Source organism: Streptacidiphilus sp. MAP5-3, from assembly GCF_041262505.1.
Classification (GTDB): Bacteria; Actinomycetota; Actinomycetes; order Streptomycetales; family Streptomycetaceae; genus Streptacidiphilus.
Map to the genome: position 1 here is coordinate 36499 of NZ_JBGCCL010000018.1, position 23854 is coordinate 60352.

At 69.1% G+C, this 23854-nt stretch carries 21 protein-coding genes and 3 pseudogenes; 11 read left to right on the forward strand and 13 right to left on the reverse strand.

Translation table 11 applies throughout. The features are described 5' to 3' along the window. Positions 1–100: 100 nt before the first annotated feature. Positions 101–526 carry an NUDIX hydrolase gene (locus ABH928_RS24300; RefSeq protein WP_370069966.1) on the reverse strand — a complete coding sequence of 142 codons (426 nt, stop codon included), beginning with the start codon at positions 524–526 and terminating at the stop codon, positions 101–103. 220 nt (positions 527–746) lie between these two features. Here ABH928_RS24300 and ABH928_RS24305 point away from each other — a divergent pair, with 220 nt between their 5' ends. From ABH928_RS24305 to ABH928_RS24320, 4 genes are all read left to right on the forward strand, one after another. Then, on the forward strand, positions 747–1421 hold the full coding sequence (locus ABH928_RS24305) for a hypothetical protein (protein WP_370069968.1): 675 nt from the start codon (positions 747–749) through the stop codon (positions 1419–1421). Between the two features lie 15 nt (positions 1422–1436). Further along, a complete protein-coding gene (locus ABH928_RS24310; RefSeq protein ID WP_370069970.1) occupies positions 1437–1898 on the forward strand; it encodes a hypothetical protein in 462 nt (153 codons plus the stop codon). A gap of 12 nt (positions 1899–1910) precedes the next feature. After that, on the forward strand, positions 1911–2132 hold the full coding sequence (locus ABH928_RS24315; RefSeq protein ID WP_370069972.1) for a hypothetical protein: 222 nt from the start codon (positions 1911–1913) through the stop codon (positions 2130–2132). A 229-nt stretch (positions 2133–2361) separates the two neighbouring features. Next, positions 2362–2757, forward strand: a complete 396-nt coding sequence (locus ABH928_RS24320; protein WP_370069974.1) for a VOC family protein — start codon at positions 2362–2364, stop codon at positions 2755–2757. A 136-nt stretch (positions 2758–2893) separates the two neighbouring features. On the opposite strand, the pseudogene ABH928_RS24325 reads toward ABH928_RS24320, so the two are convergent. The 3 genes and pseudogenes from ABH928_RS24325 to ABH928_RS24335 form a co-directional block, all read right to left on the reverse strand. After that, positions 2894–3418 (reverse strand): annotated as a pseudogene (locus ABH928_RS24325) (NUDIX-like domain-containing protein); the annotation flags it as partial. Then, entirely contained in the window at positions 3363–4346 is a 984-nt protein-coding gene (locus tag ABH928_RS24330; RefSeq protein ID WP_370069976.1) for a GNAT family N-acetyltransferase, read from the reverse strand. The pseudogene ABH928_RS24325 and the gene ABH928_RS24330, both read right to left, overlap by 56 nt. A gap of 42 nt (positions 4347–4388) precedes the next feature. Further along, positions 4389–5642 carry an IS256 family transposase gene (locus ABH928_RS24335; RefSeq protein ID WP_370069978.1) on the reverse strand — a complete coding sequence of 418 codons (1254 nt, stop codon included), beginning with the start codon at positions 5640–5642 and terminating at the stop codon, positions 4389–4391. Between the two features lie 309 nt (positions 5643–5951). Here ABH928_RS24335 and ABH928_RS24340 point away from each other — a divergent pair. Continuing rightward, positions 5952–6366: pseudogene (locus ABH928_RS24340) on the forward strand (5-methyltetrahydropteroyltriglutamate--homocysteine methyltransferase); the annotation flags it as partial. Positions 6367–6410: 44 nt separating this feature from the next. Here ABH928_RS24340 and ABH928_RS24345 read toward each other — a convergent pair. From ABH928_RS24345 to ABH928_RS24355, 3 genes and pseudogenes are all read right to left on the reverse strand, one after another. Further along, on the reverse strand, positions 6411–6722 hold the full coding sequence (locus tag ABH928_RS24345; RefSeq protein ID WP_370070149.1) for a hypothetical protein: 312 nt from the start codon (positions 6720–6722) through the stop codon (positions 6411–6413). Then, on the reverse strand, positions 6719–6958 hold the full coding sequence (locus tag ABH928_RS24350; protein ID WP_370070151.1) for a hypothetical protein: 240 nt from the start codon (positions 6956–6958) through the stop codon (positions 6719–6721). Before ABH928_RS24350 ends, ABH928_RS24345 begins: the two co-directional genes overlap by 4 nt. 109 nt (positions 6959–7067) lie before the next feature. Further along, positions 7068–7988, reverse strand: a pseudogene (locus ABH928_RS24355) (hypothetical protein); the annotation flags it as partial. Between the two features lie 905 nt (positions 7989–8893). Between ABH928_RS24355 and ABH928_RS24360 the strand changes: the two are divergent. After that, complete coding sequence (locus tag ABH928_RS24360; RefSeq protein WP_370069980.1) at positions 8894–9505, forward strand: chloramphenicol phosphotransferase; 612 nt, start codon at positions 8894–8896, stop codon at positions 9503–9505. Positions 9506–9547: 42 nt separating this feature from the next. Here ABH928_RS24360 and ABH928_RS24365 read toward each other — a convergent pair whose 3' ends face one another. Further along, positions 9548–10012 carry a DciA family protein gene (locus tag ABH928_RS24365; RefSeq protein ID WP_370069982.1) on the reverse strand — a complete coding sequence of 155 codons (465 nt, stop codon included), beginning with the start codon at positions 10010–10012 and terminating at the stop codon, positions 9548–9550. Positions 10013–10163: 151 nt separating this feature from the next. Here ABH928_RS24365 and ABH928_RS24370 point away from each other — a divergent pair, with 151 nt between their 5' ends. Further along, positions 10164–10817, forward strand: coding sequence for a hypothetical protein (locus ABH928_RS24370; protein ID WP_370069984.1), 654 nt, complete (start codon positions 10164–10166; stop codon positions 10815–10817). 105 nt (positions 10818–10922) lie between these two features. Here ABH928_RS24370 and ABH928_RS24375 read toward each other — a convergent pair whose 3' ends face one another. Beyond that, a complete protein-coding gene (locus tag ABH928_RS24375; RefSeq protein WP_370069986.1) occupies positions 10923–11132 on the reverse strand; it encodes a hypothetical protein in 210 nt (69 codons plus the stop codon). 1389 nt (positions 11133–12521) lie between these two features. Between ABH928_RS24375 and ABH928_RS24380 the strand changes: the two genes are divergently transcribed. The 4 genes from ABH928_RS24380 (at position 12522) to ABH928_RS24395 (ending at position 17682) form a co-directional block, all read left to right on the forward strand. Continuing rightward, positions 12522–13043: a hypothetical protein gene (locus ABH928_RS24380; protein ID WP_370069988.1), complete on the forward strand. Its 522-nt coding sequence runs from the start codon at positions 12522–12524 to the stop codon at positions 13041–13043. Positions 13044–13318: 275 nt separating this feature from the next. Continuing rightward, positions 13319–14290 carry a hypothetical protein gene (locus tag ABH928_RS24385; RefSeq protein ID WP_370069990.1) on the forward strand — a complete coding sequence of 324 codons (972 nt, stop codon included), beginning with the start codon at positions 13319–13321 and terminating at the stop codon, positions 14288–14290. 820 nt (positions 14291–15110) lie between these two features. Beyond that, a complete protein-coding gene (locus tag ABH928_RS24390) occupies positions 15111–16304 on the forward strand; it encodes a hypothetical protein (protein ID WP_370069992.1) in 1194 nt (397 codons plus the stop codon). A 271-nt stretch (positions 16305–16575) separates the two neighbouring features. Next, positions 16576–17682 (forward strand): DUF6528 family protein, encoded by a 1107-nt coding sequence (locus ABH928_RS24395; protein WP_370069994.1) that lies wholly within the window; start codon positions 16576–16578, stop codon positions 17680–17682. 403 nt (positions 17683–18085) lie between these two features. Here the strand turns inward: ABH928_RS24395 and ABH928_RS24400 are convergent, their stop codons facing one another. The 4 genes from ABH928_RS24400 to ABH928_RS24415 form a co-directional block, all read right to left on the reverse strand. Further along, the gene (locus ABH928_RS24400) at positions 18086–20287 is read right to left on the reverse strand and encodes an exo-alpha-sialidase (protein WP_370069996.1); all 2202 of its coding nucleotides are present in this window, start codon (positions 20285–20287) and stop codon (positions 18086–18088) included. 219 nt (positions 20288–20506) lie between these two features. After that, on the reverse strand, positions 20507–21136 hold the full coding sequence (locus tag ABH928_RS24405) for a hypothetical protein (protein ID WP_370069998.1): 630 nt from the start codon (positions 21134–21136) through the stop codon (positions 20507–20509). Next, on the reverse strand, positions 21136–23388 hold the full coding sequence (locus ABH928_RS24410) for a helix-turn-helix domain-containing protein (protein WP_370070000.1): 2253 nt from the start codon (positions 23386–23388) through the stop codon (positions 21136–21138). Before ABH928_RS24410 ends, ABH928_RS24405 begins: the two co-directional genes overlap by 1 nt. Continuing rightward, complete coding sequence (locus tag ABH928_RS24415; protein ID WP_370070002.1) at positions 23381–23722, reverse strand: GntR family transcriptional regulator; 342 nt, start codon at positions 23720–23722, stop codon at positions 23381–23383. Before ABH928_RS24415 ends, ABH928_RS24410 begins: the two co-directional genes overlap by 8 nt. Positions 23723–23854: the final 132 nt, after the last annotated feature.

Below are 23854 nucleotides of genomic sequence, written 5' to 3' on the forward strand. Positions count from 1 at the left end.
AAACCACTCGGACAACGTGGGGCCAAAAGAACCTGCTCAAGCGGCGCGAAGCGGTTAACCGCACGCCCCCTGACGTCTCCCTGGTCCCAGAAGTTCTTGTTCAACTGGGGCCAAAAGTTCCGCGCAAAATCACTTTCGCGAGTTCGGCGTCAAGGTACCCCTGCACAGGGGCGAACAACCCGTACGGCACCAGCTCGGGCAGCTCAGCGAGTTGGGCCCAGCGGACTTCGGCGAGTTCCTCGTCGGCCGCGACCGCCGCCGTGCCGCGCTCGACCGTGCATGCCACGTACGACATGTGCCGACCGGTCTTCGGATGCACCCGCTCCCCGAGCACCTTCACCGCCGAGACAGTCAACCCGGTCTCCTCGAGCGTCTCCCTGACAGCCGCCTGCTGCGCCGACTCGCCAGCCTCGATCTTCCCGGCCGGGAACTGCCACACCAACTCGCCCTCGGGCACGGCACGGCGGACCATCAGCACCCCGCCGCCCCACACCACCACCGCAGCTGCCACCGGCCTACCGTTCATCGTCCCGCTCCGCAACCCTGGCCCATCGCGCGAACGACCAAGTCCTGCCCGTCGACCAGGTCCTCCCCCAGCTGGCAACTATCCGACACTGGATATCCCGGGCCATCGTCCGAACACCGGCAAACCGCAGTGAACCGATCTCCAAAAGCCCCGCCCCGCGACCGATCGGGCCGATAGCGTCGTGCGCATCAACGCGCAGCTCACCGAAGGGTCTTCGAGGGTGACCGACTTCCCCAGCTTCCACGAACTGCCCGGACTCACCTCAGACGAGCACCAGGCGCTGCGGTCGATGAGTCGGGCCTGCCAGATCGCTGACGGGGAGCGTCAGGCGGCCTACGCGACCGCCTCCCGGTTGAGCCGGCTCTCCGACGCCGTCGAGGACCTCGAACCCGGCACCGACGGCGGCCCGACCAGCTTCCGCGAACTGACGCACGAGCTCGCCGGTCAAGCGTGGGACTGGGATACCGCTGTCGAGCAGATCACCTGCTGGTACGTCACCGCGTACACGGTGCTCGGCATCACTGTGCTGGACCGGATCGTCCACGGCAAGCCGCCGCTGACGGCCGAGCAGCTGCACCGCTTGACGCGCGAGCCCAGCCTCGGCGAGCTGCGCGCCGCGCTGCTGATCCCGGTCCGAGACCTGCTGGTCCGCCGCAGCGAGGTCGAGATCACCCGTCAGGAGCACCGGCGAGCGGAGCTGGTGGACCGACTCGGCAGCGTCAAGGCTGCCATCCAGACGTGGCTGGAGGATACGCCGGACCACGTCGTCGACCAGGCGCGGATCAGCGTGTCCGGGGCCAAGGACACCGATGAGGTGTGGACCGGCCTGCTCGACCCGCTGATCGCGGTCGCCGAGCAGACCCCGTACGAGATCAGCAACCACCTGCGCGGATAACAGGAGAGGGTCAGCGTGCCGAACTTCCCCGCCCCCGAAGCCCTGGCCGGCCTCACCACCGCCGAGCGTCAGGCGCTGCGGTCCACCACGCGGGCATGCCGCCTGCTCATCCCCGCCTCCTTCGAGTCCCGGGCGCTGCTGGAGCGTCTGGCCTCCCAAGGCGACGACATCGAGGAAGACGAAGCCGAGCTCCCCGACACTCTCCAGGCCGGCACCGCCGCGATGGACGACCTCACCGCGGTGGCCAGGGCCTGGCACGAGAACGCCCGCCGCCTCGCCGTCCAGCACGCGGCCGCACTCACCGTCCTCGGCACCGCAATCCTGCAGCGCCTGGCGTACGACGAGCCCCCATCGGACGTCGACCGGCTGTCAGCCCTGCAAGAAGAGCCGACGATCGGCGACCTGCACCGCGTACTGCTCGTCCCAGCCGCAGACCTCCTGCCCGGGGACGCCAACATCGAGTTCGCACAGCAGTGACGCGACGACGCATTGCGTGCTCTCGACGGGCTGCGCGAGGCACTGCGCAGCCCACAGATGCTCGGCGAAGTCAGCACCCGGCTCCTCGACGGCCTACTGATCACAGAGATCAACAAGATCAACCACGACCCCGTCTGGGAGCACCTGCTCGAACCGCTCCATCTGCTCGGCGGCAACACACCCTTCGACATCGCCCGCCGCCTACGGACCACACCCGCCGCCTCCCCGAGCTGACCGCGCCCGGGCCGAAGAGCAACGGGACCACCCCGCCGACCAAGCCAGCACACCCGCCACCCCCGCAGCTGCCTGACCCGCCCCGGCGCGAACCCTGACGGGTGGCCGCCTGTGTGGGGGCTTGGCCCGCCACGCGGCCAACCAGCGCCGACCCGCTGTTCCAGCTCAACTGCCGGACTTTGGCTTGGAATGCGACGACAATGTGCAGTGAGCAAAGGAGGAGAACACGATGGGGCTTGAGTTCTCGGGTGTGAGGCTCGGAACCAGTGGTGATGGAGCGGTGTTCGCCTTCTGGGGAGAGGCCTTCGGTGTTCCGCCGGGGCTGAGCGTGGTGGGCCCGGACGTCGGCGGGATGGGACAAAGGCAGGTCCGTGGCCCGTTTGTGGCTCTCATTCCGACAAGTGAAAGCACAGTGGCGGCTGAATGCGCCCGCCTTGTGGCGTGCGGTGCCACAATTCTTGGGAAGTACCACAACGGATGGGGGTGCGGGTGGGTCGAACTCGCCGATCCTGACGGAAACCTCTTCATTGTCGAATCACGTGAACCTGAGGATTTTGAGGCGCTGCTCGCCACACCTAGGGAGACGGCGGACCCGTTTTGGAGTGACGCAGTCGACCGACGGTAGGGCGGGCAGCGCCTACCGAGGCGTCAGCAGTACTGGTACTGGTACAGGCTCTGGTTCGTGGTGAATGCGGTCCCGGCGCTGGACCGCTCCTCCAACTCGGTCCAGGTCCGCCACATCCGGTGGTCCGCGCGTACGCCAGCAGACCCGCTTCGTCCGGCGTGATGGTGGGAACCATCGCCCGCACGTCCAGCATCCTGTCCGCGCCGGCCAGCTCGACGGCGCTCTCCCGTTCGAGCCCGGACACATCAGCCGCGAACACCGCCCTCTCGCCTTCGAGGCCGAGCAGCACCCGGTCGCCGGCCGCGACGAGGACGTCCCTCGCCTGGGCCAAGGGCAGCCGCAACGGCGTTTCGTTTCGCACCAGGCACTGGTCCTGCCACAGGGGAATGACCTGGGTACTGGCCCTGGTCAGCAGTGCCTCGATCCAGTCCGAGTCTCCCCGCCGATCAACGACACGGTCGAGCCCCAACCCGCTGTAGTACACCGCTCCTCCTGGATCACAGTGTCCGCCTGTCCTCGACACTAGCGGATACGTCCGCCGACACCCTCCGCAGGAGGAATTGTCAAATCCTGTGGACTGACCCGACAGCCCAATAGCCGGTCGATCAAGCAAGCGGCTTGCGGTAGCGGACGTACTCGTTCCGCCGCCGGAACCCCACACTCTCGTAGAGGTCGTAGGACCGGTGCGGATTTGCAGTGCCCGTGAACAGCCGAGCGGTCGTTGCACCCTGCTCGCGAAGGCTCCGCAGCCCGTCCAGCAGCAGGACCCGGCCGATTCCGAGGCGTCGCTGGTCCGCCCGGACACTCAGCTCTTCCACCTCGCCCACGGTGTGGTCGTGACGGCGGATGGAGCAGAGAGCGACACCGACCATGTCCTGCCCGTTCCAGGCAGCCCTCCAGCATGCCGGGTCGGCGGTGTCGACGAAGTCCTGGAAAGGCCATCTCTGTGTGAAACTGCGGTCCGCGTACGAATCGACGACCGTCCTCCAGGCCGCACGGTAGTGGCTTGTCCCGATCGGCCCTGTCCGTATCCCGCCCGGCAGTTCGCCGCCCGGCTCGGGCACCTGCTGCAGATCGCCCAGCTCCAGCTCGACCAGGCTGAAGACACGTCGGTAGCCGGCTGCGCGCAGAAGTGCCGTGGCGTCCTGCTCGGAGGTCATGGCGTTCGCGCCGATCACTGCCGTCCGCGCCGTTCCATGCTGTTTGACGAGCTGGCGGATCCGCTCTTCGGCCCAGCTCAGCATGGCTGAGCCGATGCCCTGGCCGCGATGCTCGGGCAAGAGGTGGCCGCGGTGCAGGTACAGCCACGTATCGTCCCGCTCTTGCCACCACCGGATCGTCGAGTAGCCGACGACGCTCCCGTCGAGCACCACCAGGATCTGGTTCTTGGACGGCTCCTCCAACTTGGCTGAAGCTTCGGCGATCTCGGCCGCTGTCGGGAGCCCTTCCACTACCGAGTGGACATCGACCCGGTCCCGCTCAACACACCCCAGCCGCACCGCGGCCATGGCGCCGTGGTCTTCGTTGCCGCGATACGGCCGGAACCCGAAGCCGACCGGAAGGTCCTGTCCTGCCGTGCCATCCAACATGTCCGGATGTTCTCGAACTTCGAGCCAGGTCCGCCACCCTATTCACGCCGCGGTCGTCTGCGGCCGTTCAACGAGCTGGCCGCGTTCAAAGCGGGCCCCAGCGCGGACGAGGGCAACGAGGTGGGGTGCATTTACGGCTCGCCAGCGGGCCTGGGCGGACTCGACGAGCTTGAAGACCATCGCCAGGGCGGCGGCCCGGGATCCGGCGCCCTTGGTGACCCTGGTCCGCAGACGGACGGTCGCGAAGGTCGACTCGATGGGGTTGGTTGTCCGCAAGTGGATCCAGTGCTCGGCGGGGAAGTCGTAGAACGCCAGCAGCTCATCCTCGTCATCGACGATCTTCTCGACGACCTTGGGGAACTTCGCGCCGTACTGCTTGGCGAACGCCTTCACCGCGGCGGCCGCGTGCTCCTTGTCCTCGGCGTTGTAGATGTCCTGGATGGCCTTCTTTGCCGCGGGCTGAGCGGACTTCGGGAGGCTGTCGAGGCAGTTGGCCGTCTTGTGAACCCAGCACCTTTGGTGGCGGGTTTCGGGGAAGACCTCGTTCAACGCGTTCCAGAAGCCCAGGGCTCCGTCGCCGACGGCGAGGACGGGAGCGCGCATGCCTCGCCGCTGGCAGTCCCGCAGCAGGCTCGCCCAGGACTGCGAGGACTCGCGGTAGCCGTCGGTCATCGCGATCAGCTCCTTGGTTCCGTCCGCGCGCACGCCCATGACGACCAGGACCGCGGCCTTCGCCTCCTCCAGCCGTATGCGTAGGTGGATACCGTCGGCCCAGACGTAGACGTAGTCCGTGGCGGACAGGTCGCGCTCGCTGAACGCCTTGTGGTCGGCCTGCCACTGGGCGGTCAGCCGGGTGACGGTGGCCGGGGACAGGCCGACCGAGGAGCCGAGGAACTGCTCGAGCGCGGGCACGAAGTCCCCGCTGGACAGGCCGTGGAGGTAAAGGAGCGGCAGCACCTCGCTGATCTTCGGGGACTTGCGGCACCACGGCGGCAGGATCGCCGAGGAGAACCGCTTGCGCTCGCCGGTTGCCTCGTTGATGCGCTTGTCGTTGATGCGTGGGGCCTTCACCTCGATCACCCCGGCCGCGGTGGTGACCTTCCTGGGCTGGTGATAGCCGTTGCGGACCACCAGGCGGCGCCCACTCTCGTCTCGCTGGTCGGCCAACTCGGCTACGTAGGAGTTGACTTCAGCCTCCAGAGCGGCGGCCAGCATCCGACTCGCGCCCTCGCGGACGATGTCGTCGATCAGAGAGCCGGTCTCGGTCGTTCCATCGGCATTCACTACGCTCAGCACGAACGTGCCTTCCCAACCGACGGTGCAACGTCGGTCTACTCGATGACCAGAAGTCGATCACTCGGGAAGGTACGCCCTTCGCGTCCAACCCGAGGCCGATCCACAGGTCATGAGCATTGCTCCGGCGGGGCTGACCCCGGCCTCTCACGGAACCCGCGCCAGAGCATTCTGATTCCCCACTCACGGCCACCTGATGGGGAATCATCTGGCCGCCAATGTCACGGTGAGTGTTCGGCGGTCCTGGCCGTGAACGTGCTCGGAGGCGACGCCTGGCGGCGTCACTCCCCGCACCAGCGGGGTCAACGCGACCCGTTCGCCAACGGGCACACGAAGCAGTTGCCCAGCTTGGCCTCCGGCCCCGTTCCGCTACAAGACCCACGCCGACGAGTACCCGAGGGCCGCACGACGGCACGCGAAGATTCCGGTGAAGCAGGCCGCCGCCGCCCCCTCGGCGCTGAGCCTGCTCCATCCGTCGGAGGGGATCACCGGCTACTCGCCTGAGCAGTTCCTCGTCGACCCGGCGAACGAGGCGGAGACGGACATCCCCGGCGGCCTGGACGCGGACGCGCACGTTGTCCAGCTGGACTTCGAGGAGGCCCGTCCGTCCCTCAAGCTGGACCCGAGCGCAGGGCCGCTGGATGACTTCATCGCCCTGAACAACCGGGTGCTGTCCCGCTTCACCGGGGACGAGCGCGCCCGGATCGGGGTCTACACCGGCACCGGCGCCGCCAGGTGGGCTGGGGGCCTGATACGGGTGAGCTCTCCTATTCAACTGTCGTCAGTTCGTCGTGGTGTCCAGCCGGATGGTGACCGTAGGTGATCCCCGGCGGCGTACCGGCTCCAGGTCCCTCCGCCCTGTGCAGTGAGCTTGGCGGTGGTGACCGGGTGGTAGCCGAGGGCGTCGGTGACGACGGGGGCCGGCATCTCCAGAACGCGCTGGCGGATAGCCGCCGCCCGGCTGGCGGTCGTGGCTATGCCGAGGTCGTTGATCAGGTCGGCGAGCGCGTAGGGGTTCATCGGCTGTGCGGCCCGTCGGCCGAGGAAGAGCCAGCGGGAGTCGCGGTTCGTGGCGGTGTTCATGTTGTCGCGGTTGTCGATCCACTCCAGCAGCAGGTCGGTGGGCGGAGCAGACCCAATTCGCGTTCCATTGCCGCCGCGACGGTGAGCAGGAGGTCGTCGCGGTGGTGCGGCCCGACAAGCTGGACCGCGCAGGGCAGCCCCTGGGGAGAGAGCCCGACCGGGATGCTGACAGCCGGGTTGCCGGTGTCGTTGAAGGCCGCGGTGAAGGCGACGGGCAGGGCCCGGTCGCGGAACATGGCGAGGGTGTCGGGACCCTCGGCCGGCCATGCGGTGGTGGGTGCGGTCGGGGGTGAGCAGCAGGTCGCAGTGGTCGAATAGTCCCGCCGCCCAGGCGTCCAGGCGTCCTCGGTGGTGCCAGTAGCTGGTGAGTTCCTCGGTTGTGACGGCACGTCCGCGCTCCACTGCGGCGGCGAACCAGGGCTCGAACGCGTCGGCGTGGTCGCTGAACGCGTCGGCGAGGGTCTGGTAGCGGCGGTGGGTGAGGACCTGCTGGCGCAGCAGGAGCGTGTCCGCGAACTCGGCTGCGCCGGGATACGGGGTGTGGACCTCGGTGATCTGGTGGCCGAGCCGGGCCAGCAGATCGGCTGCGGTCTGCAGTGCCTGGCGGATCGCCGGCTGTGGGTCGGCCACGCCGAGGGTCGGGTTGACGGCGATCCGCAACCGGCGAAGGGGGGTCGCCAGGCCGCCGCCGTCTTCGACGGCATGCTCGCGGGACTGGCCGGCGACCCCCACCCGAGCGACCACGCACCCGACCCGGACGAGGACGGACGCCCATAGCGGACGGCTGAAAGCGCATTGGCATCGTCTGCGACCTGGGCCCCCTGGCCCGTGCGCACTTCTACGTCCAGATCCCAGACCAGCCAACCGGGGCGCAATGGCACCACCTATAGCTGCTACACAGGCACGTTCCCAACTGACCGTCCACGGGGAAAAGTCAGTGGCCGCTGTCACGTCGGATAGGTGCCGTCCGTCGCGCAAGCGCCCAGGGTCACGACAGGGTCTTCGACAGCAGCTCCACCTGCAGCGCTCGGCCGTTCTTCCCGGAGCCCCCCCACGCAAGCGGATGCCCCGGTGGCAGTCGCTATCGCCCTGCACATGGCAGACCGTGGCTGTCCATGCGCATCTGCGGTTGCCGACACGCAACACGCGCAGTCTCGTCTTCACGCCGTCCACCCTGCCAAGGAATAGCCAAGGACACACGATGCATCCATCCACAAGGGCGGCGCCAGCGAATACCCCCAAGGCACCGGCGACCGCCCGTTCCATTGAGACCAGCCGCTACATGCCACTAGGGTCTCGGAGAACCCTTCACTATCCGGTCCCCTGGAAGTCCCCATGCCTCGCCGATCACCGGGCGAGATCAGGTCACGGCTACCGCGACGCACCGCACGCGGCCGACCTGCAGCTATCTACCGACGGCCTCCGGTCATACGGCGGCTCTCGGCTGCTACGAATCGTCAGATCGCTGACTTCGAACGCTCCCACAGCCTGCACCCCGGGTCCGTCGCCCACGCCTTCCGGCGATGGGCCTACACCGGCCGGCGTCCGCATCGAGACCCGGCACCCCACTACGGACCTGACGACTCGAACCTGCGCAGCGGCTATCACCACGTCAGGACGCTGCTGGAGCGGGCCGCCTGTTCTCTCCGGCCCCGGGCCCGGCGAGAGCTGCGGAGGGAACTCGGACCGCTCGACGATCGCGTTATCGCCCGGACAGTCAACGACCCGTTCGCCCCGCACGACCTCCCATGGTGGAAACGACGGATCGAGACCTAACGCCCGAGTGATCGTCGAGAGCCCGTGTGTGCCGGAGCCGGAAGCTGCGGCCGAGGTGCCGTCCGTCGGCACGCACCAGCGACGGCACGCCGCGCGGGCGGGGTCGATCGTGCCTGTGTGACTGCCCGCGCTGACCGCGGATGTGCTTGCGGTGACTACCGGCAGCTCCTTTCCGCCCTGGTGGAACGCCGCACGGAGGAGGACAGGGTGATGACGTGCCAGGAGGATGGCCGTCGTACTCGGGCTGGAGCTGCGCCCGGCCAGCGTGGAAGGGGTACGGTCGAAGACGAAGCGCCTCGTGGACCGCGGCTGGGCAGCCGAGCCGGCCCCCGGCCGGTTCGCCCTCGCCGACGGGCCATCCTGCGGCGCATGAGCATCGAGACAAGGGTTCTTGTATGGATGGCAAGCCCCCACTGTGTGTGGTGATCACCGGGCCTTCCGCCGCCGGAAAGTCGACGTTGGCGGCCGCTATCCAGGAGCACGCCCGTGAGCCCCTGCTGCGCTTCGGAGTGGACGAGCTTTACCGAATGGTGCCCGGGCAGTGGGCCGGTGGCGTTGCAAATGCCCGATTCGCAGAACGCGGTTTCACCTACCAGGATGTCCCGTCCATGCCTGGGGCGCGACGGATCAACAACGGCGTCGACGCCATCGCCATGCTCCGCGCGATGAACGCGGGGATCGTGGGAATTCTCGGCGCTGGCGTCGGTGTGATCGTCGACGGTCAGGCGTTCGAGCCCGTCGTCAACACGGACCTCGAAGGCCGACTCCTCGACTTGCGTGCACGGGGGCTGGCCCGGGTCGCCTTCATCGAGCTCTCGGTCACCGACGAGCCGCTGGCTGACCGGCAGCGCCGCCACGCTCATCCGGTCGGCCTTTCACTGCATCAGAACAATCTGCCCAAGCAGGCCACCAAACCCGACCTCGTCGTCGAGACGAGCGGTATGTCGGCCGGCAAGGTGGCCGCGTTCGCGTGCCGTTGGCTCGACCAGGAGTATCCGGAGGCGTGACCGCGGGCTTACCGGTCACGCCTTGTCTCCGATCAGTGCAGATCACCACCTGATCAGGCATGATCTGCTCTGTGAACGCGACAACGTATCGGCTCCGGGCCGGTTCACGCTCGCCGACGGGCCATCCTGCGGCGCACGAAGATTCAGTGCGTTGAGCAGCACCCTTGTCAGGAGCCGTAGTTGAGTCAGCCAGGCAGTGCTGGAGACGGTCATGGTCACCAGGCCAGAGCATTCGCGGAAGGACACGACCTGCGAGTGATCGGTAGTGGCCGGTCCTGCAGCGTCTTCCAGGGGATGGCCGCAGCGCCCATGCCAGTGTTCCAGGCATGGTCCGCGAGCATCGCGGAGAGTACGCGCCCAGCGGCAGGGGCGAGCCCGGCCGCCGACGTCCTCGCCTGCGGCTCCTCGAGTTCGAATCCGTCCCGAGCGTAGTGACTCCAGCGGGCGTAGTAGGTCAGACCGGGACAGGGCCGCTGGGGCCTCCGTCGTTGAACTGGCTGTTCTCAAGGGAGAGTTGCATGGTCGCTCGCCTCATGCGCAGGGAGCGAAAGCCTCCAATAGGTGTACGGGCCGGGCCCCTCCTGACGCTCTCGTGCGAGACGCCCGGTTTGCCGAAGGCAGCGTTGGAGGTGTGAGGGAAGTCGTTAAAGTTCCGGGCATGGACTTCCCTGAGATAGCTGCACGGCTCGCTCATGACATTCCTGAGGCACGCCGACTGGTCGCACGGCTCGAAGGTAATAGCAACACCACGACGAAGCCGGTCTACGCCGATGTGGGGCGTTCGCTCACGTCCGCGTTGTGCCACCTCAGCGCGATCGGCATGACGCATGTCTCCAACAAGGCAGGGATGTTCACAAAACGGGCGAGGACACGGCCGTTGTCCCCGGCGGAAGCCGAGCAGGTGCACAAGCTGGTCGCCGAGGTCATCGTGGTGCTCGCGCAGTTGGACAAGGCACCGGGCCGAAGCCCGGAGGTCCCGGGGTACCTTGCCGAGCTACAGCGGCTGCTCGCGCAGATCGACGCCACGTGGGGCCGCTACCAGGGCAAGGCGCAGCTGTACATCCCCTTCGCCTTGGGGAAGACCGTGCTGGCGGGCGGGGTTGAGCGGATCAGCGCAACGGCGAAGTTCCGCGGCATCACCTTCACGGGCCTGGCCGGCCAGAACTCTGATCCCGATACCCCCAAGGTGGCGCAGAAGAACCTCATGGCCAGTCTCGGCAGGGAAATCGACCGGAACGGTATCGCGTGGGAGGCGCTGCCGATCCGGCCGGCGCAGGGCCCCGCAGCCGAATTCACCGCCACCGCACGCTGACAGCTGGCGAATTGGTACGCCGCGCGGGCGCGCGGCGACGGCCCAGGCGCCTGGCAGTCCACCCCCGATGCAACCTCGGCCAGGATCGAACCGCGCCCGGCGCCGTCACTCCCGCCATGACCCCCACCATGCCTCCCCTCCGTGCTCGTCATCCCCCGCGTGACGGCTGTCGACCTCGCTCCCGCCCGCCGGGCCGCCACGGAGTCTGCGGTGACGGCGCACCATGTCACGGCTCAACACGGTGATCATCAGGAGCACCAGCACCGTCATCGGCACGACCACCACGAACAGCACGACCAGCTTGAACACCTGCACGCGCACCCCTCGGGTCAACCAGCCGTGCCGAGCAAGGCCGGGTGAACAGCATCTTCCACCGCCACCAGCGGTTCACACCCCCCGATCTCCGGTGCGCCAGCTGCGGCGCAAGAACATGCGGGTGCTGCGCTCAGGCCCCGCCAGCCGCCAGCCCTTTGGCCGGGACCCGCCGCTCAGCCCGCCCCCAGTCCACCGGATAACAGCGATGACGCTCCGCGCAGAGCCCGCCCATCTCGCACCAGGCATGAGCTGCAGCATCAGCCCCTGTCGGCCGCTCCTTCGATGACCACCAGATCGTCGCCACAGCGGACCTGGAGCCGGTCAACCCCGTCTTTACGCTCAGCGGCCACGGCCAGCGACGGCTCCCGCACACCAGCACCCGCGGCTCACTCAAGGCCACCACCAAGGTGAGCGGTCGTCAGGATGGAGCGGGGGCCAGTGCCGTACGAGGACTGACCGTGCCGATTTTCGTGCGGGGACCGCTGCGGTGCGTCGTCATGAAGCTGTTCTTGTTCCAGCACGCCCAGGACGTGTGGCCCGAGGGCGAGAGCGTGCTCCATGTGTACGTCACCCCTCAGATCGAGATCGTGAGCAGCACATGACGCTCGACCACATCAGCGATGGCCACGCGGTACTGATCACGAAGGGCGCGCGGGAGGATCTGATCGCCGCCCTCACCGAGGCACTCGCGGACTTCGCTCCCTTAGAGGTCATGGTCGGATCGTTGCTGTCGCACCACCCTGGTCGAGGATGTCCAACTGGTCGCGCAGGCTGGCGAGGACTCCGGGGCAGGGGCGCAGCGTCGCCGCGTCCTGGGTGCAGGGCAGGACGCGGCGGATGATGCGGGTGGGCAGGCCGGCGCCGACTCAAGGACGTCCGCGGCCGTGGACACCCCAGGCGATGGGCGTGCGAGCGCCGCCAGGTCTGCGGCGTGCAGTGGCCGGCGGGGCACACCGGGCCGGGCCGCGGGCTGTCCAGTGCCCGATCCAACGCACGGTAAATCCAGTAGGGTTGCCCTGATTCGAGTGGACTGGCTCGGTCCGTCTACGTTACCCACGATTCGAACCCGTGAGGACGCGACAACGATCCCCCGGCTGCAGCCACCTCCATCCGAGGTCGCGGTTCGGCCCACCTGGGTAGCCCGCAACGCCTCACATGATCGTCCCACAGAATCGTCACATGCCCCCGCATTTGCCCAGCTCAGATCGTGCCCCGTCCCACAGAACCGTCAATTCCAGGGCCGGTCTGGACACCCCTGGCAGGCGAGCCGAAAGATCCTCGGCGTCGGTGTGGATCACCGTCACCCGCCCCGGACAGGGTCGGGATCGCAGCGCCGGAATGGCCCATGGCATCGCCACCCATCCGGTCAGCAGAAGGGTTGATGTGCAGATGAGCACTTCCTCACGACGTGGGGCGCGCCTGGCCAAGGCCGCGGTGGTGGGCGCGGTTCTCGCGGCCACGACGCTCGGGGTCGCCGGGACGGCCTCGGCCAACGGCTTGGTGACCTGGACGAACAAGGCCACCGGCGACTCCCTCGCCTACGGCACGAACTGCGGCTGCGTCTACACCGGCGCCGGCGAGGACAACACCCCGTACGGCGAGTGGTACGACTACCAGCAGCCGAACGGCACCTGGATCGAGGCGAACGACGGCGAGGGCGGCAACTGGTGCCTTGACAGCAACACCCAGTGGGACAACGGCCAGCAGGGCAACGTCTACCTGACCTCCTGCAACCCTCCCACTCCCACCAACACCTACCAGCACTGGTACGAGATCTCCACCAGCAACGGCTGGGCCCTGCGTTCCCAGCAGACCGGCCTGTACCTCGACGGCGGCAGCGGCCCAGCCAACACGGGCGTCTACACCAACGGTGCCTACGGCCTGGGCAACAACTACCAGCACTGGAGCTGACGCTCTAGCACCCCTGGCCGCCGAAGGGTCCGCTCCCGGCGGCCAGGGGCAGGCATGGCATTCCACGACGCTCCTGGGCTGGGACTGCACCCGCCCGGTCCAGGAGCGCGAATCGGGTACAGCCCGGCGCTCCTACCGGCCCAGCATCCGACGCTTCCTGGTTTCGGCCGGCCTGAGCGACCGTCATCCAGCCGCGCTGGGCTGAATGCTGTTCCCGTCCTTCGGACGGGGCAGGGCACGTTCCCCTCCACCACACGACCAGGAGCCCCTTCGCGATGCAGACCGACTCCACCCGCCCTCCCCGCAAGGAGGGAGCCGTCCGACAGCCGCTGCGCCGCAAGGCGGCCCTGATCGGTCTCGCCGTCATCGCGGCCGGGGCCGTCGCCCTGGCCCGCCTGAACCAGGCACCCGTCCCACCGGCGGCGCAGCTGAGCGCGTTCACGGTCACCCCACCGAGCGGGGTGACCGTGACCTACCGGACGAGCGGCGCTGACCTCCTGTCGGACGGCTCGATGATCCTTCCGCTGGACGCCTACGACGCCTACGCCACCGCAGGCGACGAGAATCTCGTCTTCAAGGCCGCCACCCAGATCGAGCAGTCCTGCATGCACGCCCAGGGACTCACCCTGCCGACCGGGTGGGGCGGCAACTACCTGCCCACCCCCACACCCCCGCTGGTGTACTACGGCGTCTCCACCATGGCCGACGCCGAACAGTTCGGCTACCGCATGCCCGACGCCGGCTCCGGCTCCGGCACTCAGCCTGCCGTCCCGCAGGCCGTCGTCAACGCCTTCCACGGATGCGCGGGCAAGGCCTACACCGCACTCGACATCACCGCGGCCAACGACGCCGGCAACGCGCTGGAGAACCTCCGCTCCAACACCCTGGACCAGGTCTTCGCCGACCCCCGCCTGCGCGCCGCCAACACCGCCTGGAGCGCCTGCATGAAGCAGGCCGGCTACACCTACCCCAACCCCCTCGCCCCCCAACACGACCGAAGCCTCCTCGGACGCGGCCTCCCCGTCCCCAAGGGCGCCACGCTCCCCCCGCCCTCCCCCTACGAGAAGCACGCAGCAGAAACCGACGTCACCTGCAAAACCCGGACCCAGTACCTGCAGACCTTTACGACGCTCTGGGCCACCTACCAGCACCAGACCATCAACAACAACAACACCGCCCAGCTCCAGCACATCCTCAGTGAATGGACCACCGTCCTCCAACTTGCCCGCGCCCACCAAACCCCCTGACGAAGCCTCCCGGCAGTGCAGTGCCCACTTACGGTCTGCCGCACGGGCGAGCGGCCGCGACACGTGGGCACCGGGCACCACCCCGGAGCCGGCTCGGGTCGCGAGTCTGCAACCATCGGCGCACGGCCGGGCGAATGGTGGGGCGCTGGCGCGGCCAGTTCCGTTGACAGCCCGTGCAGTTCGTCATTGGCGACTACCGCGAACAGCGAGTAGTCGGTGTGCATCAGGGTGGCCACCCGCACGAGCGCGCCCAGCTGCTCGGACGCCGCATCGCTCGTGACGGCCGATGCCTCCGTCAACCTGTCGTGGAGCTCCTGGCGGCCGATGCGCGCCAGTTCGGCCGGCAGGTGGCTCTGGGAGGGGGGGTCGTGCGAGTACAGGGTCGCGGAGTTGATACCGATGACGGAGGCGACGGCGCGGATCGAACCGGCGGCGAAACGCTCCCTGGGAGGAGCCGCCGGCAGCGGTCGCCTTCGGCGGGGAGAAGAGCTGCATCCACACACCGGCCGAAAACCACCCATGTGTTGACGTGCTGGACTGTCTTGATCGCGATTCTGTTAACGCTTTATCTTCCGGCCGTTAACGGAGCTGTGGGTTTCGCATAAGGCATTGACCGGGCTCGAGCAGGTCTGCTTCGCTACACCCCGGCCAGTGGTGCACCGCTCGCCCGATCTACCGGCACTTCCTCAAGCACGTTTCCTTATCAGCCAGTTGGCACATCCCTGTCCGCGAACCCGCGGGTCAGGGGTGCGTCGGCGCACGGGAGCCGTCCCGTCCCACCCCCTCGGACGGCCCGAAACGCAGAGAGGTACTACCTTCCATGGGTCTCCCCCACCCCCACAGCGCGAGCCGCAAGCTCCTGACCGGACTCGCCTCGCTGACCCTGATCACCGGCGGCCTGCTCATCGCGGCGCAGGCCCCTGCCGCCATGGCGGCGAACGCACCGCACGCCGCAGCGCAGGCGAACCCGTACGACCCGCAGTACCAGCACCCCTACCGGCACGGAGCGATCCCCACCCTCCAGGGGAACGCGAAGGCGCAGGGCTGGACGAAGGCCCACACCGCGGCGGCAGCGACCACCGGCCCCGAGACGCTGGCCTACGGCGGCGGCATCGACGGCATCGGCGTGAACAGCGGCCATGCCAAGGTCTACCTGGTCTTCTACGGCACCCAGTGGGGCACCGAGGGCACCGACTCCAACGGCAACGCGACCTTCACCGGCGACGCGGACCACGCCGCCTCGGCCGCACAGCAGATGTTCAAGGGCATAGGCACCAACGGCGAGACCTGGTCCGCCGACCTGACCCAGTGGTGCGACGGCCCGAACGTCGCCGCCGGCGCGACCAGCTGCCCGACCAACGCCAACTTCATCCCTTACCAGACCGGTGGCGTGCTGTCCGGCGTCTGGTACGACAACTCCGCGAAGTCCCCGTCCGCCGCCACCGGCCACCAGCTCGGCGTCGAGGCGGTCAACGCGGCTGCCCACTTCGGCAACACCACCGCCGCTGCCAACCGCAACGCCTACTACGTCATCCTCTCCCCCCACGGCGTCGACCCGGACGGCTACGAGAACCCGTCCACGGGCTACTGCGCCTGGCACGACTGGAACGGTGACACCACCCTCAGCGGCGGAGCCGTCACCTCGCCGTACGGTGACATCGCGTTCAGCAACCAGCCCTACAACATGGACTTCAAGATCAGCGGCCAGAGCGCCTGCGGCATCGACTTCGTCAACTCCGGCACTAAGGGCACGCTCGACGGCTACACCATGACCATGGGCCACGAGTGGCACGAGATGATGTCGGACATGAACCCGGCCGGCGGCTGGACCAACCAGCAGACGTCCAGCTCCTACTACCAGGAGGAGAACTCCGACGAGTGCGCCTGGCTCTCCCCCGGCACGGCGGGCGGCGCGGCGAACATCTCGTTCGGATCCTTCGGCACCTTCGCTGAGCAGTCCAGCTGGTCCAACGACACCAACAGCTGCGCCATCTCCCACGCGATCCTGCACTGACACGCATAGCGGCATTCGCGTGAAGCACACGTAGAACCGCTGGGGCAAGACTTTGAACCAGCCCTGCCCCTGCCGTGGCGGGGGTGAAGGGGGCACGCGCAGTGACCACAACCCTTCACCCCCGAACACGGCCACCAGCGGGTTTCGACCTACCGCGCCGGCAGCCGGACCGGGCGAAGCCTCAGAGCTCCCCCGGCTGCGTCCTGCGCCGCGTGTTCCCGGGCGCGTGTCACTGGCCCTCTGACACGCCTTGACGTAGTGCCATGGAGGGATGAGCCCGTCCTCCACTGGAATCCTCGTGCCCCCGCGCCAGCTTGCGGCGCCGTCACGGCGGGCCGTGATCAAGGCCGCGGCCGGTGTGATCGGCGTGAGCGGCTCGGCCGCCTTCGCGAAGGACCGGCCCTGCCGGGAGCCCGCTCGGTCGGCCCCGCGCCGTGCCAGCCGCAGCCTGATCCTTGCGGCGGACCAGGCCAGCGAGCGGGTGCTCCTGCTCGACGGCAGCAATCCGTCATGGCAGCACGTCACGCCCCGGGTGCACGACCTGGGAGCTGTCCGGGCCGCCTCCTGGTCCTGGACCCCTGTGGGCCGCACGGAGCTGAGCGTCCTGGACCCGAAACGCACCTGGAGCAATGTCAACGAGGCCAAGTACCGGCTGTGGGACGGTGAGCACTGGGTGCTGACCTGCGCATCGGGGGGCTTGGCCGCGATGGTGGCCTACCCCGGCGGGTGGGTGCGGTGGGCCGGGCTCACCGGCGCCAACGCGCACACCCTGGAGGTACTCCCTGACGGCAACATCGCGATCGCCGCCAGCGTCCAGGACTTCGTGCGGATCTACACCGCCTCCCAGTCAACGCTGTCGGCCCGCTACACGCAGTTTGACCTCGCAGGCGCACACGGTCTGCAGTGGGACCAGGCCCGGCAACTGCTCTGGGCCGCGGGCACCAACCGGCTCGTGGCCCTCGCCGTCACCGGCAGCCCGAGCCGGCCGCACATCACATTGAAGAAGTCCGTGGTCCTGCCCAACCAGGGCGCCCACGACCTGAACGCCGTCGCCTCCGCCCCGAACCTGATGTGGGTCACCACCAACAGTCACGTCTACCAGTACTCCACCCCAGGGAACGCGTTCGTTCCCTTCACCGGAGAAAAGGGCATCGACGCGCCGGGCGTGACGAGCATCAGCGACGATCCCGCAACCGGCCAGGTCCTCACCGTCGCAGCCGACGGTGCGAACCCGTGCGAGTGGTGCACCTCCACCCTCACCTTCCATCTCCCCGACGGCACGCTGCGCATCGCGAAGACCAGCCTGTACAAGGCGCGCTGGATGCCCCCGATCCCGGCCGGAAGACCGTCTCCCCTCCGTCCGCCGAAACACGCCTGACAGCAAGGCAGTAGGTGGAACAGGTGTGCCCGTCCGGGGCCGAACGCGTCGGCGCCGGTCCGCACTGTCACGTCACAGACTTACTGACCGTTTCAGCATGTGCTGCGCCACCGACGGCGTACCGTCGGTCCGCTGGGAGACCTGGGGCCCCGCATCACACGTCGCCGCGCGTCTCGGCCCGGCGCCACTACCACCCGGCTCGGGAGTCCGGACGTAGAGCCGTTTAACCGTGATCATCGGTTTTCCGTGCTCGCTCCCACGCCACGCTGGGGCGAGTCGATGGATATCGATGGGCATCGTGTTGATCGCCGCGGGGTGCACGTCGGGGCACCCCGCGGCCCGCCGCGGTCGGGGGGTGGGTCGCCCCCGGTTCAGGACCTGTGTGTCACGGTCCGGTGGTGGTTCACGAGGCGTTCAGGGCCGTGTCGTCGATGACGAACGAGGTCTGCGCGCCGGTCTTCTCGACGCCGGTGAACTTCAGGGTCACCGTCTGGCCGGCGAACGAGTTGAGGCTGAACGAGTACTGGGTGTACCCGTTGCCCGCGTTCAGGTTGGAGTAGGTGGCCAGGGTCGTGGTCGTGGAGCCGCTGGTGACCGTGGTCTTGAGGGTGTCGACAGCGGTGGTGTTGGTCTTGCCGGTGTCGACGTGCAGCCAGAAGGAGAGACCGGCGCTGCAGCCGGCCGGGATCGCGATCGACTGCGACAGGGTGTCGGTATGGCTGCTGCCGTAGCCGTCGAGCCAGGCGTCCCAACTGCCCGAGTGGGCAGGCTCGCTGGTGGTGTCGTTGTTGAGCACGCCCGCGGTCGTGCTCCACGGGGAGGCGGTGCCGGTCTCGAAGCCGGGGTTGCCGATCTTCTGGCCGGGGCTGGTGCAACCACTGGAGCTGTTGACCGTCCAGGTGAAGGACGCCTGGCCGGAGGCCGTGCCTGAGGTGGCGGTGACAGTCACGCTGGACGTGCCGGCCGCGGTCGGGGTGCCGGAGATCAGGCCGGAGGAGGAGATCGACAGACCCGCCGGGAGACCGGTCGCCGAGTAGGTCAAGGCCGCGCCGCCCGAGTCCGTGCCGGAGATCTGCAGCGAGACCGCGGAGCCGACGGTTGAGGTCTGGCTGCCCGGGTTGGTGACGGTGACGGTGTTGCCTGTCGCGGTGCCGACGGGCAGTCCGCCGACGGGCGCGTACATCGCCATGTTGAACGTGCTGCCGCTGGGGGCCTGGGCGACGGGGATGACGGTGACGGCGTTGCCGCCGGCGAGGACGGAGGTGGAGATGTAGTCGCCGAACATCCGACCCTGGCTGGTGTTCGGCAGCCAGCCCAGTGTCATCGGGCCGGCCAGCTGTACGGGTGCGGTCCAGGTGGTGCCGCCGTCGGTGGAGGAGACGTAACCCGCGTCGAGCTGGCAGGTGCTGTCCGTGCAGTTGGCGTTCGGGTAGTAGTAGTACGTCAGGCCGATCCGGGCGGTGCTGCCCGAGCTGGAGGGGTCCACGCCGATGCCCGGGGTGAAGTGGTCCGCGGTGCTGGTGGCCGCGTCGATCGGCACCCGCACCGGCGTGCTCCACGAGGTGCCGTTGGTGGAGGTCGACATGATGATGTCGTTGCTCGTGCAGCCGCTGCGGAAGCGGCAGTCGGACCACACCGTGTAGACCTTGCCGGAGGCGTCGATCTCGGCCGACGGCAGCGGGCTCTCCCGAAGGGTGTCGCGCGGGGAGGCCTGCTTGGCGATGTCGGCGGCGTCGTCGTCCAGCCCGGACACCGTGTGGTGCGAGACGGTGGCGATCTGCACGCTGGAGCCCCAACTCGCGCCGCCGTCGGTGGAAGTGAAGGCGCGCTCGGCGTTCGAGCTGGCCGAGGAGAAGGGCACGACGACGGTGCCGCTCGGCTGCACGACCGGCTGGCCGCCCAGCCCGCTAGGGCTGTCCGCCGGGCCCGACTCGGCGCCCCAGGTCTGGCCGCCGTCGGTCGAGGTGCGCATGTGCTCGATGTCGCCGGCGCCCGCGTCGTCGTACTCGGTGTAGCAGTGGCCGTAGTAGGGACTGGACGCGTGGTCGTCGCAGACCGTCCAGTTCTTGTCGTAGGACGCGCCGGTGGAGACGGCGACGGGGTTGCCCCAGGTCTGGCCGCCGTCGGTGGAGCGGCTGAGCTCCACGTCGACGTTGTTGCCGGAGGTGATGCCCAGCCAGGAGACCATCCAGACGCCGTCCTTGGCGTCGTAGGCCACCGACGCGTCGCTCACCTGGCCGTAGGCGCCGCCGGTGTTCGCCGTGGTGTCGGGCATGTACCCGTGGGTCCAGGTCTGACCGCCATCGGTCGAGGTGGCCCAACCGATATTGGACGCGCCGCCGCCGGTGACCCGGCCGACCTGGAAGGCCGAGACGATCGTGCTGCCGGAGCTGAACGTGTCCGGCTCGACCTCGGTGGCGTGCTGAGCCTGCGCGTCGGAATACGGATCGCTGCTGACCTGGGCGAGCGCGGGGGTGGTGGCGTGCGTCGCGTGGCCGTGTGAGGCCGCCGGGGCGGTGGTCGCGAGCGCGGGAGCGGCGATGGCCAACACCGCGACGAGGGCGCCGGCGAGGGGTAAGGATCCTGTTCGAGCCAGTCCGGACATGTCTCTCCTGACATGCAGAGCGGTACCGGTGGGTGTCGACGGCCGCCGACACGGGACAGGCGAATGCTGATGCCACCCCTTCCGGTGGGGGAAGAGCATCACCGTGGCGGGAACATGACATCACGTGTCGTGTCGTATTCGCGCCAGCCAGTCGCGTCCACACCGACGGGGCATCGGGGCTCACTCGCCGGCCGAACCGCTCAGTCACAAGCGGGTCGCTCAGCGCAGGTCGAAGTCGCTTTCGTCCCATTCGAAGTCGTCCGGTCCGAAGCCACCGTAGGCGCCGCCGTTGAAGTAGTCCGCCAGCGCTTGGCCGATGACGGCGCGCACCGCATCCTCGGTCTCGGCCAAAGCGAGCGCGGCGGCCTGATCGCCGGTCAGGGTGACGTGGACGTCGCGGGAGCGGACGGCGTCCGAGCCGCGGATGTTGAAGGTGGTGGCGCGCCCGACGCGGGCGGTGTGGCCGGAGAAGACGCCGAGCTGCTGCAGCTGCTTGGCCTTGCGCTCGCGGCCCCGCTCGGTGGTCTGCGCGCGGACCGCGTCGTTGGCCAGCCGGTCGGCCGAGGTGGTCGGGCGCGGCAGCGGCGGGCGGCCCTGCCCGGCACGGACCGCGTTCTCCTTCTCCCACCGCCGCTCGGCGGCGCGGGAGAGCTCCGGGGGTGTGCGGGTGCCCTTGATCCAGCGCTCGACGCTGCGCTGGCTCACACCGTAAGCCTGGGCCATGGCCCTGGTGGAGCCGCCGAACATCTTGTCCCGCACGTGCTCGGCCTGGGTGGTGATCTGCACCGGGGCCTTCCGCGAGGGGAACAGCGCCTCGCGGACCCTGCCGAACATGCCCCGGCCCGCCATCAGAACTCACCGTCTTCCCGGGCGTTGGCATCGGCCTGGACGACGGGCGTGCCGTCGGTGGAGTACTGGTGGACCAGCCGGGACGGGTGCTCACGGCGCTCCATCGCCGCGACCGCCTCGGCCAGCGGGATCGAGGACTCGTGCTTGTGGGAGCCGGGCGCGATGCCCAGGCGCAGCGCGCCGGGGACCGGGGAGCCGTCCTCCTTGACCGGCAGCAGCTCGATCGGTGACGGCGCGTCAGTGGCGTACAGGTAGGAGTCGACGTTGACCGCGAACGGCGCCCGGCCGGTCAGCTGGAGCGTCTTGCGCAGGCGGCGGTGGGCGGCGATGCGGGCCGCGGCGATGATGTGGAACCGGATCTCCGGCCGGTAAGCCCAGGACGCGGCCACCTTCTCCAACCACGTCTGGTCGTCCAGGTGGCGTGCGGAGTCGGACCACTTCCCGATCCCGCCCTTGTAGACGTTCTTGTAGAGCCCGGCCAGCGTCATCGCGTCGGCCAGCTCCGGGTCCTGGCCGATGTCCTTGTGCTCGGCGTAGATGGCCAGGAACGCCTCCGCGTTGAGCCCGTCGACCAGGCCGAGTACGGCGTAGGCGCGCTTGTAGCCTGCGCGCACCCTGGCGGTCCACTCCTTCAACATGGGCGCCGTGTGCGCCGACAGGTAGGCCTCGGTGATTGTGCCCGGGTCGAAGCCGTACGCCTGGGTCATGTAGGCGACGGTCGGGGTGGCGTACCAACCCGGTCCGGTCGGCACCTGCCCGTGGAACGTCGCCGGGTGCGGCAGCAACTCGTCCACGGGCGTGGTGGTGAAGTCGCACCACCACAGCCCGGCGGACTTCTCGTCCCACACCGGGCTGGTCACCAACTGAAGCGGGCCGACCGGCAGGCGCAGGGACTCGGTGACGGACAGGTAGGAGGCGCAGACATCGACCGCGACCGCGAACGGCCGCTTCACCTCATCGTCGGTGAGGGGGCGGGCCCACCACTTGTAGTCCTCCTCCTCACACACCACCCCGCCCTCGACGAGGAGCTGACGGGTCAACGGGTGCCGGGCCCCGGCCGCAGGAGCCACGCACAGGTCCCCCGCCGGGAGTGCGCCCTCACGCAGGTGGGAGGTCCACTCCCCCGTCGACTCGTCTCGCACCCACTCGATCCTCGGGCGGACCGCGTCCAGGAGCAGCATCGCGGTCGACGCCGTCGACGCGCCGGGGGCGACACCGAGGTCGGCGGTGAAGGCGCGGATCCGGCGGGCCAGAGTGAGCCCGTCCGCGCTGCCGTCCACGCCCGTTGCGAGGGGCGCGGCCAGCGCGCTGGTGGCCTGCTGGCGGGCGTCGCCCTGCCCCAGCCACGGCGCAACCAGCACCCGCAGCGAAGTGCGGGGACCGCCCGCGGACCCCTTACGACGGAAGGCGCGGAACGCCGGACCGACCTGGTCGGAGACCTCCATCCCGACAGCGGCAGCGGCCTTCGCCAGCTTCGCCTGCAGCGCCGTCAGAGCCTTCTCCGTCGACGGCAGCACGGCCGGCAGGCCGAGCGCGGTGAGCGCGCCGGCAGTCAGCACCACCGTCCCATCGCCCCCACGACCCGCCGCGTGGACCCGCTCGATCCGCAAAGGCAGGCCAGTGCCCAGCCACGCGAACAAGTCCGTCAGCCTCGCGCCCGCCGGGGCCGGGACCTGCGGCACATCCAGCACCCAGCCGTCCGGCACGACGTCCAGCGCGACCGCGGGCCACCATCGAGCAGCAGACTCGGGTGCGCTCGGTCCCGGGGTACGCGGGGCAGCGGCTCGCCCACTGGCACGGGTCGGAGCAGTACGCCGGGACGGCGCAGCAGCCTGCGTGCTCGGGCGGGACGGCTGCGCCGGAGCCGCGACCGGCGCCGGGGGCGCGGTCGGCGCGACCGGCACGGGCTGCACCGGGTCGGCCGGGCGCTCCGGAGCCGACGTCGCTGTCGGCGGGGCGGCCGGGGCGGTCGACTCCACGGGATCCGGGGCGGCGGGGTAGCGCTCCGCCAGGCCCTCCAACAGCCGCCGGTAGGCGGCCAACCGGTCACCGGTCGGCTCGCTGCGCCCGGCCTCCCACGACTCCAGCGTCGCGGGACGCGTACCCAACGCCTGCGCCACGGCCGCCACGGTCAGCCCGGCGGTCTCGCGCAGGCGCACCCGCTCCGCCGGGACCGGCAGCACGGTGCCCGCGTTCACGGCAGCGAGCAGCGCGTCGACGCCAGCGAACCTGCTGTCGTCACTGTCAGACATCAGGCTCCCCCTCCGCCGCGGCGACCGCGATCGTCCGGCCCGCGGCCTCCAGCGCCGCGATGGCGTCGCCGATCGCCACCTGGGCGCCACGCAACCGCTCCAGCAGCTCCTCGTTCGTGGACTGCGGCAGCGCGGCCAGGAACGTCCCCTCACCCTGCGAGATCCGCAACACGCCCTCGTCGCGCAGGGCGTTGGTCGCCCTGCGGACGGTATTCAAGGACGCGTCATAGTGCCCCACAAGGGCTCCCAGATCGGGGAGTTGGTCCCCGACCCCCCACTCCCCAGCGGTAATCCGCCGACGCAGGTCGATATAGATGTCCCGATACAACGCCATAAACCAAGACTAGCAGTCTATCAAGGTCTATTCCGAGCCATGAATGCTCTGGCGAACGGTGGAATTCCCGGCCGCGACAGGCATCCTGCGCTCCCGGCACCCGGCCGCGGGCCGTGTTGACGCCAGATCAGC